This is a genomic window from Schlesneria sp. (genome assembly GCF_036405755.1).
GTDB lineage: Bacteria > Planctomycetota > Planctomycetia > Planctomycetales > Planctomycetaceae > Schlesneria > Schlesneria sphaerica.
This window is the reverse complement of sequence record NZ_DASWWZ010000637.1, coordinates 1-16,943: the sequence shown is the minus strand read 5'-3', so window position 1 is coordinate 16,943 and position 16,943 is coordinate 1. Positions and strand designations below refer to the sequence as shown.

General features: G+C 57.6%; 8 protein-coding genes. 5 read left to right on the top strand and 3 right to left on the bottom strand.

Going from position 1 to position 16,943, the window contains the following annotated elements; translation table 11 throughout:
• The first annotated feature begins 561 nt into the window (after nucleotides 1-561).
• The 4 genes from VGE80_RS21255 to VGE80_RS21240 all read left to right on the top strand — a co-directional run bounded on the left by VGE80_RS21255 (nucleotide 562) and on the right by VGE80_RS21240 (nucleotide 8,030).
• On the top strand, nucleotides 562-1,407 hold the full coding sequence (locus VGE80_RS21255; protein ID WP_440594035.1) for a hypothetical protein: 846 nt from the start codon (nucleotides 562-564) through the stop codon (nucleotides 1,405-1,407).
• Between the two features lie 100 nt (nucleotides 1,408-1,507).
• Nucleotides 1,508-2,278 (top strand): SDR family NAD(P)-dependent oxidoreductase, encoded by a 771-nt coding sequence (locus VGE80_RS21250; protein WP_397569428.1) that lies wholly within the window; start codon nucleotides 1,508-1,510, stop codon nucleotides 2,276-2,278.
• Between the two features lie 518 nt (nucleotides 2,279-2,796).
• Entirely contained in the window at nucleotides 2,797-6,627 is a 3,831-nt protein-coding gene (locus VGE80_RS21245) for a tetratricopeptide repeat protein (RefSeq protein ID WP_440594034.1), read from the top strand.
• Nucleotides 6,628-6,839: 212 nt separating this feature from the next.
• Nucleotides 6,840-8,030, top strand: coding sequence for a sialidase family protein (locus VGE80_RS21240; RefSeq protein ID WP_440594033.1), 1,191 nt, complete (start codon nucleotides 6,840-6,842; stop codon nucleotides 8,028-8,030).
• A 173-nt stretch (nucleotides 8,031-8,203) separates the two neighbouring features.
• Here VGE80_RS21240 and VGE80_RS21235 read toward each other — a convergent pair whose 3' ends face one another.
• From VGE80_RS21235 to VGE80_RS21225, 3 genes are all read right to left on the bottom strand, one after another.
• Nucleotides 8,204-9,358, bottom strand: a complete 1,155-nt coding sequence (locus VGE80_RS21235; protein ID WP_440594032.1) for an NADH:flavin oxidoreductase/NADH oxidase — start codon at nucleotides 9,356-9,358, stop codon at nucleotides 8,204-8,206.
• A 520-nt stretch (nucleotides 9,359-9,878) separates the two neighbouring features.
• A complete protein-coding gene (locus tag VGE80_RS21230; protein WP_440594031.1) occupies nucleotides 9,879-10,373 on the bottom strand; it encodes a DUF1269 domain-containing protein in 495 nt (164 codons plus the stop codon).
• Nucleotides 10,374-10,575: 202 nt separating this feature from the next.
• The gene (locus VGE80_RS21225) at nucleotides 10,576-11,256 is read right to left on the bottom strand and encodes an ABC transporter ATP-binding protein (protein WP_373652848.1); all 681 of its coding nucleotides are present in this window, start codon (nucleotides 11,254-11,256) and stop codon (nucleotides 10,576-10,578) included.
• 336 nt (nucleotides 11,257-11,592) lie between these two features.
• Between VGE80_RS21225 and VGE80_RS21220 the strand changes: the two genes are divergently transcribed.
• Nucleotides 11,593-16,908, top strand: a complete 5,316-nt coding sequence (locus tag VGE80_RS21220) for a hypothetical protein (RefSeq protein WP_440594030.1) — start codon at nucleotides 11,593-11,595, stop codon at nucleotides 16,906-16,908.
• Nucleotides 16,909-16,943: the final 35 nt, after the last annotated feature.

The window sequence follows — 16,943 nt, the reverse complement described above, 5'->3', positions numbered from 1 at the left end:
GCTCTGGACAGCGATTCCTTCGCTGGCGTTTCTTATCGTCTGAGGTCCTTCTCGAATACGAGCATCACGGGCGGAAGTGCCACCTTCGTTAATTAGAACTCCACCGGCCCTCGCAGAGTTAGTACTTACCGTTGTGTTTTCCTAATCGCTACAGTCAGCCAAACCGCCCCAGCTTAGTGGCTCCCGGTGCCGTATTCAATCATCAGTTGCGGAAACGACCATCGGCACTGGCTGCCGGAACAGGTGCCTGTGCTGTCCCAAATGCCTTAATTCAGGGGATTTTCAGGCCTTTGGCCGAAGTTTTTAATTTCTGTGGCAGTTCCGAAAATTGAGTCCTGAACTGCCTGAACACCCGTCTGGGCGGCGACATCAGGCGGCCGTTCGGCAGCGTTCGCCGATCCGCGAACCTCTCCTCTGTCAGGTGCCGCAATCGGGGTGTGAAACGAACGTTCTCGTCTTGTTGCGATCGCCCCATCACATTTACTGTCACCGGCTCAGATCGAAGGGCGTTCATGACATCGTTCGAGTGTCAACGCAAACCGAATTTCAGGCAGAAGAACCATGATCCAACGAACTTACTTCGTCATCATCGCACTCCTGGCGTGGGCGTATGGGAGCTGCTCGCTGGCCCAAGAAGTTCGTGTCTACACCACGATTCGTGACCTTTCCGGACCACCAGCGCCGTCTCGAAGCGACTCCAGCCGAGTCGTCGTTCGCAGTCTGATGCTGTTCCACGCGGGAAAGGTTTATGACTACATCGAACCTGCGGGCGAGGTGACGATCTTTGAACTGGCTCATCGTCGTTTCACCGTGTTGAACCCCCGTCGGCAGCTTAGCACTGAACTCACCCAGGATGAGATCCGTCAGTTCCTTGGTCTCGCAGAAGACGAAGCGCAAAAGCGCATGGCCGCGCTGGCGGAAGAAGCTTCGGCCTCTTCGTTAAAAGCACAACAGGTGCTGTGGTTCCAGTTTCATCCCGATTTCGAAACCCGTTTCGAACCTGACAAGCTGCAACTGTCGCTCACCGCTGAACACTACCAGTACAACGTCGAAGGGTTTAAACCGACGTCGCCTGAACTGGTTGAGCAGTATCTGCATGTTGCCGACTGGATCGCGCAGTTTAACTCTGTCCTGCATCCGCAGTCACTGTTCCCCGCCCCTCGCATGCGACTCAATCAGGAACTGCGAGCCCGCGAACTGCTGCCACTTTCGATTGACCTGCGGGCCGAGACCGAGCCAGTGCTGCACTTGCAGGCACGGCATGAATGGACCTGGAAGTTCCAGAAAACCGATCGGCAATTGATTGCCGACTGGGATAAACTGCTGCGGGATCCCAATCTCCGTAAGGTTCCTTTCCGTCAGTTCCAGCAGGAGATGTTGCGGACGGAGCTTGCCCGCAAGCGATGACATCCTGAACGGGTGAAGTGAGTTTGAATGCACAACTCGGAAGCCGTACCTTGCCTGCTTCAGACTGTCATTCAAACCTTCAGCCTACAAGGAACGCTCGATGGCTTCTCCGCTGTTCGATTTGACTGGAAAAGTGGCGCTCATCACGGGGGGCAGTAAAGGCCTCGGCAAGGCGATGGCCCGTGGATTCGCGGAAGCGGGGGCGGACGTTGTCATCTGCAGCCGTCACGCTGATGAACTCGAACAGGCACTCCCGGAAATTCTCGAAGGAACGTCCGTCCGGGGCCGTTCCTTCGTCGTTGATATGACGAACCGGAGTGAAGTCGACGCGCTCGCGAAATCGGCGCTGGAGGCGATGGGGAAGGTCGATATCCTCATCAACAATGCGGGCTCGAACGTCCCTCAACCGATCGACGCGATCACTGACAAGGACTGGGACCGGATTGTGGAACTGAACCTGACGTCCTGCATGAGTCTCTCTCGTGCGTTAATTCCGCAGATGAAGCAGCGCCAGTGGGGCCGGATCGTTCACATATCGTCGGTCATGGGGCTGACATCGAAAGCGGGACGCAGTTGCTACTCAGCGACAAAAGCGGCCTTGATTGGCCTCGCGAGGGCGATGGCCCTGGACCTGGGCCCGTACGGCATCACCTGTAACTGTATCGCTCCTGGCCCGTTCCTGACGGACCTTCCGGCAAGCGTCCTCAGTCCTGCCGAACTGGACGAATTCGCCACCCGGACCGCTCTGGGACGCTGGGCCGATCCGAGAGAACTTGCCGGCCCCGCACTGCTGCTGGCCAGTGACGCGGGGAGCTACATCACCGGAACCACCTTAGTCGTCGACGGCGGCACCCTTTGCAAGACGTTCTGACAGCCTGCCTGTCGGAGAACGATTGCTGGTGACGGAACAGACTCGGTTCCGGCACGCAACGGCAAACCCAATTAGCAAGAATGGCCCTGTCGGTTCCCCGGCCGGGCCATTCTTATTGACACCCTTAAATCGTTCCGGCGAGACCTTGCGCCCGGAATCGCGGTGAATGCAGTTTTTGACTGCTCGTGCAATTCAGGCGGGCAGCACAACTCTGCAGCAATTACGATTCAGTACTGATAGGAAAAAACGCTCCGGATCGTTCTCCTCGTCCGGCTTAAAGTCAAGAACATTGACGGGGAAGCGGATTATGAAGTTAGTGGGATAAAAAACCCCTGTGACTCCCTGTTGCGGCGCGGCATCTTATATCTTGGGACCCTAATCAAGTGTTCCAGTAATAGTAGGGGCGCTTGTAGATGCATTCTGTGTGGTTTAGACTGTGTCGTTTTATTAGCCGTCGGTCCGACGTTATTTCAAGCTGGACCTGAAATCTGCTTTGACACCCCTCCCGTGGAACTCCAATGAGTCGTCCTGAAAAATCGATTGAAGGTGTGCCGACGCGCGGTTCCAAAAAGTCGTCTGGAGCCGAGAAAAAGAAAAGAGCGGGCTGGGAGCGGGTGCTGGTGTGGGGCGGCATCCTGACATTGCTGGTGCTGGTCCTCATCGAAGGGACTTCGTCGAAATTTTACGGAGAGACTTTAAAGTCGTTCGAATCCCGATTTCGGATCCCGGATGGAGGCAGGGAACGACCGACCGTGCCTCTGGCGGAAGCGACAAGTCAAATACGTGGATTTCCTTTCAAACGTGAAGCGGGCGCGCCACCCAATCGCCGATTCGTCTACTCGTGGCCCAGTCTCTTCCGAACTTTCAAGATGGTGATGACCGTCAATGACAATAATGACGTGGTCAGCGTCGATTCTCACAATTTCATTGATGACGTTCCTGTCCCTGCGAATAACGCAGCGGCAGAAATCGAAGCGAATATCTACCTTAAAGGAAAACGGATTAAGACGGGTGAGAACGTTGTTGAACTTGCCCCACCCGAACTCCCGGATGGAAACCAGCTTGTCAGCTATTACGGGTCACTCGCTCGCGAACTCGTCCGTCAATCTGTGTTGATGGCGGCACGCTGTGAGATGGGACTACGGACTCGTGACTCAAACTTTGGAGAGGTCCTGCTCTTCGAAGCTGGCGAGCCCCGTTTTCCGCTTCAGGTCTCCTCAAAAATCGATCATCGGAATCAGCAGCAAGGCCCTCTTTGTGTCATTGAAGTGAGTCGTACGCAGCGTGACGGCAAGCATTTTCAGTGGACAAAGGCAATTCCGTTCAATGGGGCCGATCTGGAAGACTTTGTCAGTCAACTCGAAGCGCTCTCTCGAGGAGACTTCATTCAGGCGTTGCAGGACGCGGGATTCTCGCTTCGGACGAGGGCGACTGTTGATTCCGGTAGCGCAGTCCCGTCGAAACGCCCTGGCGGTCGGCCAAAGCTCGACGCCATTTCACAGTTTACAGAGCTTCGGCGCCTGAGTGCCGAGTTCGCCGCAAACGGAGAGTCTGACGCAGTTCTCGAAGGTTTGATTGAAGCCTATTCCAACCTGGGCAGTCTGACGGACCACTACTGGAGTTCGATGCCGAAGAGCTTCAAAGCTCGTGCGCTGCTATACGCGCAACGCTATGTTGCCCGGCGTGGATCGACACCTGCCACGCTGGCCTTTCGAGCCTATGCACGTGCCCTGGCGGGACGCCATGTGACCGCGTTGGCTGATGTCCAGGCGGCCAGATCGATCGAAGGGGGGACCGCTCCGGCGTGGCTGAATCTGATCGAAGCGTATTGCGCTTACAAACCTGATGTGCTGCAGAAAACAAAAGGGGATGACAAAGAGCTGTCACTTTATCTGCTAATGCGCATCTCTCAGCGAATCGGCAGCAAGAAGCAGGCCACGAGCACCATCACCCGATTCCTGGAAGTGAATCCCGCGTCGTTCAAGGCGCTGCTGTTGCTCTGCGAAACCTACGAGCTTGGAAACTACAGAGCGGTCACCGAAGCCGGATTTGATGTGACCTGGAGTTCGACCTATCCAAAGTTGCAGGCGATTTCGGATCTTCCTCCCGCAGCACTCCAGATTGCCACGACGCAGAGCGCAAGTCAGCAATTCGATCCAGACAATGAATACCGCTCCCGCATCGCTTTTATCGACGCGCTGCGAGCTGCTGGGGGGGATCTCAATGACGAGAGCGAGCCTTCCTGGAGCATGTTGGCTGAGATGCTGGAGGAGACGACGTTCACTCAGGTGGTTCACACTCTTTATTGTGAAGATGTGATGTTGGGGATCAGTGCCGAGAAGTCGTTAGAGATACTGAGGCCGCTGGTTGAATCTCATCGGTGGATCGGCTTTCTGGATGCCTTCACTGATGATAAGAAATTCGGTGCCGCGCAGATGTCTCAATTTGCCAGAGATTTCAAACCAGGAAACTATGAGCATTCAATGCTCCTGATGCTGGACGTGCTTAGTCGAACGGCGCCGAGAGACGACTACGCACAATTCTTCCCCAAGACTCTGTTGAACTTTGATTTTGTCTACGAGGACCTCGTCAAGGAAATACGCTATCAGTCCGCTCCGCCCACTTCGATTGCTCAATGTCTGAGAAGTGTCAGCCCACACCAACCTGCTACGGCGGCGGTCTTGATTGAACACGACTGGGAAAATGCAAAGCTCCTGGCCCCTGAATGGGAGGTGACATATGCCAAGTGCCCCAATGTGATGATTAAGCTGGCCGAAAAATTTGAAACCCTCAGAAAAATGGAAGACGCGGTGAGGTGCTTCAAAAAATCGATCGACTTGGAGCCGACGTATGCCGCGTATCGGAAGTTGGCCGACGTCTATTACTGGCAGGGAAACTTGACTGCGTATCAGGAGACGTTGGAAGATTCACTGGCTTTACCTGATTTCGGACTGGAACGCTCCAATACTGAGGGGAACCTGGCCACCTTTCTGATGCGAAAAGGTGACTGGGAGGGGGCGCAACCGTACGCCGAAAGCGCCGCCGGAAGCTACTCCAGCACTGGATTGTTAACCGCGGCACACTGTGCTGAAGGGCTGAAAGACTGGCAACGTGCCGAGGCTTACACTCGCGCCGCTTCGGAACGCTATCGCGGAAGTGAAGCAGACTGGTACATCTGGTGCGTGAGGACCGGTCATGGAGATGTCCGCGCAGCACGAGCTCTGGCCGATCAATACTGGCAATCGTTTGTTCCGCCGTTGTCGCAAGCGCAGTCGGATTCCCTCTTAGACCGTTATCTGATGGACGGGAAGCTGACACAGGCGCTGGAAATTGTTCGGCAATTTGAGATCGAACCGGTAAGTCTAATGGATACGGTTGATCTGAACCTGGATCCCCGCAAGGTCGTGCACGGAGCTTTGATTGCCGATGAACTCAACGAGTTCGCACTGCGCGACAAGTTGTTGAAGGCAGTACCGCAGGCCACCATCTCGCGCGGAAGCGATCAGTTGATTGAATTTGCCAACCTGATGCTACGGGCCCTCAAAGAACCGGACAAAGTTCAGTGGGACGGGACGGCGTTCGACGAGATCATGGCTCGGGCCACTCGTGATGAGGTGACCTTCCTCTACTTCGCAGCAGGGAAAACGCTGTGGAATCGCAAACAGATCGAATTGGGACGTCCGTACCTGGAGGCGGCGGCAACGTCCTTTTCCCTGGGAAAACGCTCATGTATGTTCGCGGCTCAAATGTTGCGATCGCAGAATCTGCCGGTTGGTCACACGCGCTTGTCAGAATTGCCTGACGATCTGGAGGCGGTTTGCTCCAAGTTGCAGAATGTGGGTAACCAAGTCTTACTCCGCAACTACGAAGAGGCTGAGCGTTACTTGAAGGAGGCCGAAGAACTCCGCCCGGGCTTTAGTGCTATTCATAATGCTAAGGCACACTTGGCGACATCACGTGGCCGCTTCTCTGAGGCCGTACAGCACTTTGAAGAGGCTGTGAAACTCAATCCTGACAGCGCCTATGCCCACTCGCAAGCCGCCTGGATTCTGGCTACTTGCCCTGACGACGCCGTCAGAAACGGAGCCGCTGCCGTTGAGCACGCAGAAGCGGCGTTGCGACTACGCCCAATTACGAACTATTTGACGCATACTTGCCTTGCTGCAGCTTACGCAGAGGTCGGTCGATTCGATGAGGCCTATCGGCAGGAGACGATGGCGATTGACCTTTCAGACTACTCTTCGAAAAATCACGACCGGCTGATGCAGTATAATAGAAAGAAGCCGTTCCGTGATCAAAGTCTCTTAGCGGAACCCTTGCATTCGGAAGGTGCGGCTGCGCAGGAATAAGAATAACACTGCAGCCGGTACCCTATGCCCCGCCCTGCCATCGCGTTGTCGTCGAAGGGGGGGGGCTTCGTGAAGATCACACCTCAAGCGGCTGATTTGACTTCGTTTGTCTGGACACTGGTCAAGGTGACATCGCCTGTCTCGGAATGGTATCGTAGCCGAACTTTGATCTTCGCTTCTGCTGTCGACCGTGACGATGAGGGATGTCTGACATGGACTGCAAATTTTCGAGGCGCACATGCCTCCGGGCCCTTGCTGCAGGTGGGGTCGGTATTCTGGCGTCTCAAGGTGCCTGGGCAGACGACGTTCAGCGGGCACGGGTGACAGACCTCCGCGTCATTAGCTGGAAACCACCGCTTTACCATGGCTGGCCGACATTGGCACGACGTCGGAATGGAGAACTGCTGCTGACCTTTTCGGGGGGGCGGGAATCGCATGTCTGCCCGTTCGGCAGGCTGGAACTGATGAGGTCGCAAGACAATGGCCTCACATGGGGATGGCCGCAGGTCATCTACGACAGCCCGATTGATGACCGTGATGCGGGGCTGGTTGAGACGACCAGAGGATCACTGCTGCTGACGAATTTCACCTCGCTTTACTACGCGAAAGGCTACGAAGCGGCCAGGAAAATCGCGGCGGGACAGCCCGGTGCATGGGATGCCGTCAAGATCGCCGAATGGCAGGCCGCTCACGAACGCCTGTCTGCCGAGGATCGCCGACGGGAAGAAGGGACGTGGATGTGGCGCTCCACTGACGGAGGCGTCACCTGGTCGTCGCGTTACGCCGTTCCCTGCAACAGCCCGCATGGTCCCATTGCCCTGAAGGATGGCCGTGTGCTGTACGCCGGGATTGGGTTGTGGAGCAAGGATCGCACCGTAGGGGTTTGGGAGTCGAACGACGATGGTGTCAGTTGGACTCTGCTGTCCCCCTTCACTCCTCGCAAGGGAGACTCGCTGGAAAACTACCACGAACTACACGCCGTCGAACTCGATTCGGGCAAGCTGATCGTGCATATCCGAAACCATAACGCGGCCAACGCGCAAGAGACCCTGCAGACGGAGTCGACGGATGGTGGAAAGAGCTGGTCTGAACCGCATCCCATCGGTGTCTGGGGCCTCCCCTCGCACCTGCTGAGGTTGCGGGATGGTCGATTACTGATGAGCTATGGCTATCGACGACGTCCGTTTGGGATCCAGGTGAGAACCAGTCGTGACGAAGGGACGACGTGGAGCGCGCCGATCGTCCTGACAGACGACGGAACGAGTTCCGATCTGGGATACCCTTCCACGGTCGAATGCGACGACGGAACGCTGGTCACGGTCTGGTATGAAGTCCTGAAAGGCTCTGACCTCGCCCAGCTCAGGCAGGCCCGCTGGAAGCTCCAGGAAACAATCTCACAGTAAGAAGCCGTGGACCGACCGGTTCGTCCTTCAGGGATGAACCGGAACGGCGGCTTCTGTCTGCTGACTTGTCCCTGTGGGTCGTCATCAGTTCATTCGTGTGGGGGGGGCCGCCCGACACACGAACGAATCGAGGGCTGACGTGGTCTGTTTTTCGCATCCATCCGTGATGCCGTTCATTTTGCCCGCCGTTTCACGGCGTATCCGTACGAAATGGGCCAGGTCGGGTCCTCTCCCAGCTCGTGCTGAACCTTCAGCGTCCAGTACGGCTCGCGCAGCAATTCACGGCCGATGAAGACCAGGTCAGAGTCCCCTCCGGTGATAATTTCGTTTGCTTCGGCGGTTTGCGTGATCAGCCCGACGGCTCCCGTCATGATGCCTGTTTTCTCACGAATCTGGCGGGCGAGTGGAACCTGATATCCCTTGCCGACAGGAATTCGGGCGCGAGGGACAAGTCCGCCAGACGAGACATCGATGAGATCGATTTCCAGCTCCTTCAGGCGGCTCGCCAGGACAATCGACTGGTCCAGGTCCCAGCCTCCGTCGACCCAGTCAGTCGCGGAAATGCGGACGAAAACAGCGAGGTCGGCGGGCACCACTTGTCGAACCTGCTTCGCCACACGCAGCAACAGACGCATCCGGTTTTCCAGGCTGCCTCCGTACTGGTCCGTTCGATGATTGCTGAGAGGTGACAGAAACTCGTGCAGCAGGTACCCGTGGGCGGCATGGATCTCGATCACTTTGAAACCAGCGGCGAGCGCCCGGCGCGTGGCGGCATCGAAGGCCGCTACCACCCCGTCGATGCCAGCGGCATCAATTTCGTGTGGCACGGGATTTCCCTCGTCAAAGGGGATCGGGCTGGGGCCAATGACCGGCCATCCGCCAACTGAATCGGAAAGCAGCCCTGCTCCACCATTCCATGGCAAATCACAACTTGCCTTGCGCCCCGCATGAGCGAGCTGGATTCCGGCGACGGCTCCTTGTGAGTGAACGAACCGCACAATCCGAGCCAGCGGTTCTGTGTGTTCATCACTCCAGATGCCGAGGTCACCCGGTGTGATTCGGCCTTCAGCGGTGACCGCCGTTGCTTCGACGACAACCAGCCCCACACCGCCGGATGCCCGGCTCCCCAGGTGGACCAGATGCCAGTCATCCGCGAATCCGTCTTGGGCGACATACTGACACATGGGTGACATCACAACGCGATTGCGCAGCGTCACGCCTCGGATCGTCAACGGACTGAGCAGATCAATGTCGGGAATTTCCCGATCATGTTCGGTTCCTGAAGGGCAGCCATGCGTGCCGCGGTCTTCCATTCTGCTGTCACTCATTTGATTCCGTTCCCTGCTATCTCAAGCACTCAAAAAAACGTTTCATCAAGGACATCATGAAGCAAATTACCGTTCCCGGAAGTTTCTCTTACACGATTCCATCGAAGCCAGATCGAACTCCGGGAAATTGACCCGCTGTGCCGTACCGAACGTTGCTGTCAGACCCGAGGTGAATTGACTCTGTGGGAAGTTGCTGAGCCTGAAATGGCTGACGATGCCCGGCCGAAGCGCGAAACTGAGGGACATCACCGGCCAGTCGCGGGGAAGAGTCGATCAGAGTCGCACTGGCCCGGTTGCGAACGATGTCTTCTCTGTTGCGGAACAGGTGTCGGCAGGTCGACGGTGATGAGAGGCCGGCCGGGAGCGAAATTGGCAACAGATCGAAAGACTGCCTCTCGGCGGCCGCGGTGAAGCGGCGACGGAGAGGGAGCGAACCAGGTCATTGACATGCCGATGCATCGGAAGGCCACCTCGGCGTACCTGCTGAATGCGAATCAGTTTTCGGCCTGGCGGGAGTGTGCTACGACACTTTTTCAAGAGCGGCGCGGAGATCTGCGTCCGTGTCTTTGGCGAGTGATGTCTGGAAAACTTTCCCCTTCCCGGCAAACTCTTTCAGTCCTTCCAGGACCTTGTCATATGTTGCCTTGCGGACAAGGATAAACAGGGCCGAAGTACTTGGCTTGAATGCTTCCGAGACATCTTTGATGGTAGTGTCGCTGATGCCGATGTCGGACAGCACGCCTGAAAGTGCTCCCGCTCCTGCTCCGGCAGCGGCTCCCAGAAGCGGGTTGAGGAACAGCATGCCGATCAGTGAACCCCAGAAGGCACCTCCGACCGCACCTGCTGCCGTCAGATTGACCGCCTGATGGAGCTGGGCCGTCCCTGCAGCATCCTTCGTGACAACGACTGCATCTTCCAGCTCGATCAGATACTGATTCTGCATCTTGATCAATGCCGTCCGCATCTCGAAAGCGGTCTTATCATCATCAAAGACAATTACGACCAGATCACTCATGGTGTGTTCCCTGAGAAAGAAGTGAGAAGTGAAGGGGCATGCAGTCTCAAGAAACTCTACAGCGCTTTTGGGGAAAGAGAAACTGGACGGCAGGTCGGGGTCTCGATTTGAAAGCCGCCTGGCAGCGGCGAATCGCCAATGCGGGAGGGCTCTCAACCTCCCCTTTTGACCCGATCTCGGCACCTTGTGGCCGAGACCCCGTTCAGGCTTTGGTTGCGGCCAGGGGGCGGTTGAATTCCGAGAGTTTCTCGACCCGGTCGAACTGAGCGGCGACTTCCTGGGCGTGAGTGACGAGCAGCAGCGAAACATTGTGCTCGCGACACGAATCTCGTAACAGGTCCAGTACGGTTTGCTGGTTCGCAATGTCAACGTTGGCAGTCGGTTCATCGGCCAGTAACAGTCGCGGAGTGTTGGCGAGCGCCCGGGCGACGGAGGTCCGCTGTTGCTCACCGACCGACATTTGCGTCGGCTTGTGGTGCAGTCGGTGAGAGAGGCCAACGCGTTCCAGCAGTTGAATGGCTCGGGCCCGATCCGCTTTGCGGCCGCCAAAACTCATCCCCAGCAAGACATTCTCCAGCGCCGTAAATGCGGGAAGGAGGTTAAACGTCTGAAAGACGTAGCCAATACGCTCTGCCCGAAAACGATCTCTGGCGGCCTCCGAGAGTTTCACGATATCGGTGCCGCCAATCAGGACCTCGCCCGAATCGGCCGCCGTAATCCCCGCGATGATGTTAAGCAGCGTTGTCTTGCCGCCCCCGCTGGAGCCCACAAGCACCGCTTGTTCTCCTTGTGCCAGTTTGAATTCTGCCACATTCAATATGGGAACCCGCCCCCCGCTGGGGTCCCGATACGATTTCTTGACGTTTTTGATTTCCAGCGACATCAAAATCCCTTCTTCATCCGACGCAGGTCGCAGCAGCCTTGTGTTTTTAAAACAGGTACTGTCATTTCTCATCTTGTTCGGCATAGAATACGCCGAATCGGCAAAAAACTCGAATTGCCGATCAGATATTGAGTAATTGTCTACACCGTTACTTCTGTTCTCTCATGAAAACGTAGCGTCACGCAAATCGTGCTAAGGGTCTTAAGCTGGGTAGCCTTTTAGACTTAGATATTGGCAGCAAAGTCCCATCCGTCTGAGGAATCTCCATCGCAGCGCGTCGAACGCGTCCGCTTCCAGTTATTCCCCATTTCAGGCCAGAACAGGCTCGGAGTAGCCATGTCCGCAGTCGCTCCCGGCATCCCGACCCAGATTGAACAGCAGTTGCTTGGTCTCGACAAGCAGCTTCGGGATGCGGCGTTCATTCGTGGCGTGAGCCGTCTGATCGTGGGGATGGCTCTTTATCTCGTGGGGGTCGTGGTGCTGGATGCCTGGCTGGGGTTAAGCGGAACAATCCGCGGGGTGCTACTGGGGGGCTGGGTCGTACTGGCGGTGGTGCTGATCTGGCGCGGCGTCCTTCGCCCGATGTGGGCTCCCGTTTCCTTCGCCTCGCTGGCAGCCGTGGTGGAACAGCAGTTTCCGGAACTGCGGGAGAGATTGACATCTCTCGTCGAACTAAGGGGAAGTGACGGGACCGAGCTGGCTCCCGGGGCATCCAGGTTGATGCAGGATCTGCTCGCGCGGCAAACGGTGAAAGCGTTCAAACATCTTTCCATCGACCAGATCTCGTTCCATCAGGGACCCCTGCGAGCCGCTTTGATTGCGGCCATCGCGGTGGTGCTGCTGATGGCGCCATTCGTGTGGAATGCCGACGCTTACGGATTGCTCCTCAGCCGATTTTTCGCCCCGTGGGGAAATTTTTCGTGGGGGTCCCGGTGGATCCTGAACGTGGTCGAAGGGGATCAGGTTGTTGCTCGTGGATCGGATGTGCCGATCCACGTCAAAGTGACTCCGCGTCACAATGGCTTGATCGTCAATCCCGAGATATTTTCATCACTCAGGCTGAACTGGCGTGACGAGCGGAACGGATCCGATCAGCGTCGATTCGTCTGGGATACACAGACGGAGACCTTCGTCACAACGTTACCTCGAGTTCAGCAGTCGCTGAGTTTTGACGTGACATCGGATGGAGCCCGGACGGGGATGCATCGCGTCGTCGTGGCCGATCCCCCCGTCATGACGCGGTTTCAGATGGAAATCGAACCACCCCCCTACACCGGTCTGCCAGCCCGGTCGCTCACCAGTGTGCCGCCTGAAGTCCGAATCCAGGAAGCAAGTCAGGTGTTGGTCTCGGTGGAGTTCAGTGAACCCGTCGTTGAAGCCCGATTGCAGTGGCCAAAGTCCCTTCCAGATGCCTCATCCCCCGTCGCTCCCCCTCGAGATGCTTCAGAGGTCGAGGATCTGATTCCCCTCACGCTGTCTGCCGACCGGACGCGCGGTACAGCAGCAGTGATGGCGCGTGTTTCCGGCGCGATCTCGATTCTCGCCTCAAATTCGTCGGGACTTCAGAATCGAGACCTGGCTCGATCGCTCTTCGTGACGCCGGATGAACCCCCGACTTTGCGACTGAGTGGCCCGGACCATCCCGTATTTGTCCGGCCTGACGAACTGTATGAGCAGCGCGCCGAAATTAATGATGACTTTGGTCTATCGGCTGTCGAGTTGTTCATCGAGGCTTCGACTGGGATCGAGGAAATCCAGAAGGTGGCAGATGATCAACTGAACCCTCTTCGATTGGCTCACTCGTTTACGATCGACTTGACGCGATTCAACCTAACCGGTGGTCAGACCGTCACGTATCGCATTCGTGCAGCGGATAATCGGACTGAAGCCGGACCGCAGGTCACGTGGTCAGCTCGTCGTACCCTGATGGTCAACACGAGTCTTCCGCAGCTTCCCGATCAGGAACTGGCAACGGAAATCCAGCAGATGGACGACCAGTTGGTCCAGTTGCGCGCGGATCTGGGAGATGTGAAAGATGCAATGACGCAGTTGCATCAACAGACCGAGCGAGAGGCGCTCGGGCGGGACCACCCGACTGACAAAAACGAACAACTTGACTCCCTGCAGAACGAACAGAATGCGCTGCTCGACAAACTGCAGCACTTGGGAGATCGTCTCGCCGAGCGGCTGATGACGTCGGAACTGGCTGACGCGACGGACCAGATTGCCGCAGAGGACTTACACGTGGCCGCGGAAAAGCTGCAACACGCCCATGATAAGCCCGCCCGGGATCAGCTCGAACCCATCGCGCAAGCAATCGACCGCCTGGGAGCTGCCGACAAAAAGTTGCAGACACTCGGCCGACATTTGAACGAACTGAACAAGCTGGAGCAGAATCTGGCGGAACTGTCCCGACTTGCACAGCGGGCAGAACGACTCGCCGAAAAATTGGAGGGTCTCGACCAGCATCGTGAGGGGACAGACAACCCGGCAGATGCCACGGTTTCAGACGAGACAGCTCGCCCTCAGGTCAAAGAACTGGCCAATCGGTCCGAGCTGACGCAGCCCGCCGACCCGGCAGACCCCTCCCGCGACGAAGAGCCTCAGGTAGTCGCGCCAGCTCAGAAGAGCCGTCCCGCGACGGTGCGAAATGATCAGGGGCACGAAGGGGGGCCTGTTCAGGCGGATCAAGAGGATCGTCACGTCGACCCGGAAGTCTTGCAGAAGTTGAGAGACGAAGGAGAACAGCTCAGCAAGCGGATGGATGAATTGCTGAAAAACCACCCTGAACTTCTGGAGGCGGCACGGCGAGACAAGCAGGAACGACTCAACCAATTGGCCCAGCGGGCACGACAGCTTGCTCAGGTGCAGGACCAGCTTGCCCACGCGACGAAACAGGAGACTGATGTCGCCACAGGTGACAGTCCCCCGACCAAGCCTCATGCGGCGCAAGCGACGGTATCAACGTCGGACGCCGAACCGACTGGAGAAGATCAGGCGAATCAGCAGCCCCGCACGAATGATGACGCTTCCGCAGATCGCGCGTCATTAGAGACCGGTTCCGAGCCCCAATCTTCTCCAGCGCGCCCGCAGACCAGTGCGTCTGACAATCCAAAAGGGACTCCATCACCCAACCGAGTGGAAGCAGCAACGGGTCCTCAAGGGGCGCTTGAGGGGCAAACCCCCGGCGACGATGTACCAGAGTCGAAGCAGGATCGGGACCCGAGATCCGGTCAGTCCCCCGGTGCTGATGCAACTCACGAAGCAGAATCGGACGAGCAAGGTCGTTCCAAACCGGAATCCGGGGAAACGGACACGGGGAGTCGTGCTGGACAAGAGGCGCGGTCTCCCGAGGCAGAAACGAGTGCACCCGCGAACGAGGGTGCGGAATCAAAGTCAGCCGAGTCCCGTGATGAACAGGCCTGGCGTGAGCGGGGTGCGAAGGCGTTGAAGCAGCAGGAACAGATCACTCGTGCTGCCACGGAGCAGGCGATCGATCTGCTGCGAGAGACTGGAGCAGACTCACCCGCGACGAAGGAGGCGGCCGACTTCGCCCGTCAGGCTGAGCTGGCTCGACAGCAGGCACAGGCGGGGGACTTGGCAGCAGCTGCGGAAACAGCGCGTCGTGCAGAAACGGCAGCGGAGGCGACGAATGAGCAGTTGAATCCAGACGGTCAGTCCCCCACCCCTCAATCGCGTCAGGCAGAGCAGCTGGCCAAACAGCAGCGAGAGATGGCACGCGAACTGGAAGAGTTGGCGAAATCTCCCGAGGCGGTTCGGGGAGCCCGAATTGAAGCACAGCGTCGAGCCACCGCTGCGGCGCAACAGTTGTCGCGTGAGCTCGCTGAGACCACTGAGACGCTCAAGTCGGCCCCGCTGAAGGGGCCCGACACTCGTGAAGTGGCAGAAGCGGGAGACAAAGCACGTCGGGCGACGGAACAGGCAGAAGCCGCCATGCGGAAAGCAGAGAACGCACAGGCCCAGAAAGACACCTCCGCTTCTGCCCAAGCTGCGGCCGAAGCGACGGAGAAACTGAATGAAGCCGCAAACGAAGTGAAGCCGACGCCCCCTCGATCGCCGGGTGTGACACCCGTCCCCGAACAGGTCGGGGCGAAGGTTGCCGAGGCGACTCGCCAGATCAAGCTGGCACAAATGAAACTAAGCCAGGAAAAGGCTGCTTCTTCCTCTTCTTCTTCGCCCGACGGAAAGAAAGCCGGTCAGGAGCCACCACCGGGCAAGGATCCCGCCGCCTCGGCGAAGGAATCAGAGGCAAAACCGTCGGACAAAGAGGAGTCGGATAAAGAGGAAGAGTCGTCTCGCGATCAGTCCCAGCAAGAGGCGAAGGCCGAAAAGAGTCAAATGGCTGCTGAGAAATCACCTGCCTCGTCAGCCGGAAAAGCCAGCCAGAAAAATTCCCCCCAGGAGAAATCCGCTGGTCAACAGTCCCAGAAGTCATCGTCGAAGTCGGATGGCAGTGACGGGACCGAGGGCTCTGGAAAAGGTGGAATGAATGGTGAAGGAGAGGGTGGTTCAGGAGAGTCCCCGGGCCGTGATGGAATGGGTGCAGGAAAGCCTGGGGGTCCCCCTTCGTCATCGGCCTCGCAGTCCTCGTCGGAGTCGTCAGGCAAAGAGGGCGCGCAGGGGGCAGGTAAAGAGGGTATGAAAGGCGAAGACGGCGGCGACTCAGGACAGTCGCTGGGGGATGAGGGTGAAGCTGGTGAAAAGCCTGGCGATGCTCCCTCGTCATCTTCCCCAAAGTCTCCGTCGGAGTCGTCAGGCAAAGTTGGCGCAAAGGGGACAGGCGAAGAGGGTATGAAAGGTGAAGACGGCAGCGACTCTGGTCAGTCGCCAGGAGATGACGGGAAAGCTGGCGAAAAAAACGGCAATTCTCCTTCGTCGTCTTCCCCGAAATCGCAGTCAGAATCGTCAGCTTCTCAAGCCGAGAGGGCCGAGGGGGGCGGATCGTCCTCGACAGCCGAGGGGTCCGCGAGCGGAAAAGAATCTCCCGCTGCTCCCTCCAAAACAGTCCCCGAACAGAGTCAAAGCGAACCGGGATCCGAGGAATCCCATAATTCTGATTCTTCGCCCCAAGGCGACGAAACAGATTCACCGATTCGGGGTGAAGGACAGGATTCGAGTAACCCTCCGTCCGAAGCGGGTTCCTTGAAAGACCCTGAAACGAACAAAGCAGACGACGAGGATGATTCACCCCGAAAGCAGGCGGCCGCTTCGAACGAGTCTTCCGAGGACGAACCTGCCGCCAGTGAAACGGAAGCTCCGTCGCAACTGGCCGGTGCAGCAGAGCGGTTTCGGCAGTTTGCCAAGTTGCTGAGGTCCGAAGAAGGAGCCAGAAAGAACTCGAAACAAAATGGTCGTTCCCGAAACGACGCCCCTTCGGCAAGATCGCCCAGCAACGAACCGGCTGAGCCGTTGGGCAATGGTGGTGAGGGAGCGACTCCTGGGGGGACCACAGAGGGAGTCGATCTGGGCCGGTTCGAAGTCGAATTGCAGCAGCATGCCCGTCAGAACTGGGGGCGCCTTCCCGGCCAGTTGCGGACGGAAATCCTGCAAGGTGCCGGGAAGAAGTCGCATCCTGAGTACGCTGATCGAATCAAATCCTACTTTGAGCAAATCACAAGGCCCGCCAAATGAAGCGCGTGTTATCGGGTACCCCTACGGTGGGGATG

Excerpts from the sequence above, each read along its gene's own strand:
- VGE80_RS21255 (WP_440594035.1), top strand. The coding sequence starts at position 562 with ATGATCCAACGAACTTACTTCGTCATCATCGCACTCCTGGCGTGGGCG.
- VGE80_RS21250 (WP_397569428.1), top strand. The coding sequence starts at position 1,508 with ATGGCTTCTCCGCTGTTCGATTTGACTGGAAAAGTGGCGCTCATCACG.
- VGE80_RS21245 (WP_440594034.1), top strand. The coding sequence starts at position 2,797 with ATGAGTCGTCCTGAAAAATCGATTGAAGGTGTGCCGACGCGCGGTTCC.
- VGE80_RS21240 (WP_440594033.1), top strand. The coding sequence starts at position 6,840 with ATGGACTGCAAATTTTCGAGGCGCACATGCCTCCGGGCCCTTGCTGCA.
- VGE80_RS21235 (WP_440594032.1), bottom strand. The coding sequence starts at position 9,358 with ATGAGTGACAGCAGAATGGAAGACCGCGGCACGCATGGCTGCCCTTCA.
- VGE80_RS21230 (WP_440594031.1), bottom strand. The coding sequence starts at position 10,373 with ATGAGTGATCTGGTCGTAATTGTCTTTGATGATGATAAGACCGCTTTC.
- VGE80_RS21225 (WP_373652848.1), bottom strand. The coding sequence starts at position 11,256 with ATGTCGCTGGAAATCAAAAACGTCAAGAAATCGTATCGGGACCCCAGC.
- VGE80_RS21220 (WP_440594030.1), top strand. The coding sequence starts at position 11,593 with ATGTCCGCAGTCGCTCCCGGCATCCCGACCCAGATTGAACAGCAGTTG.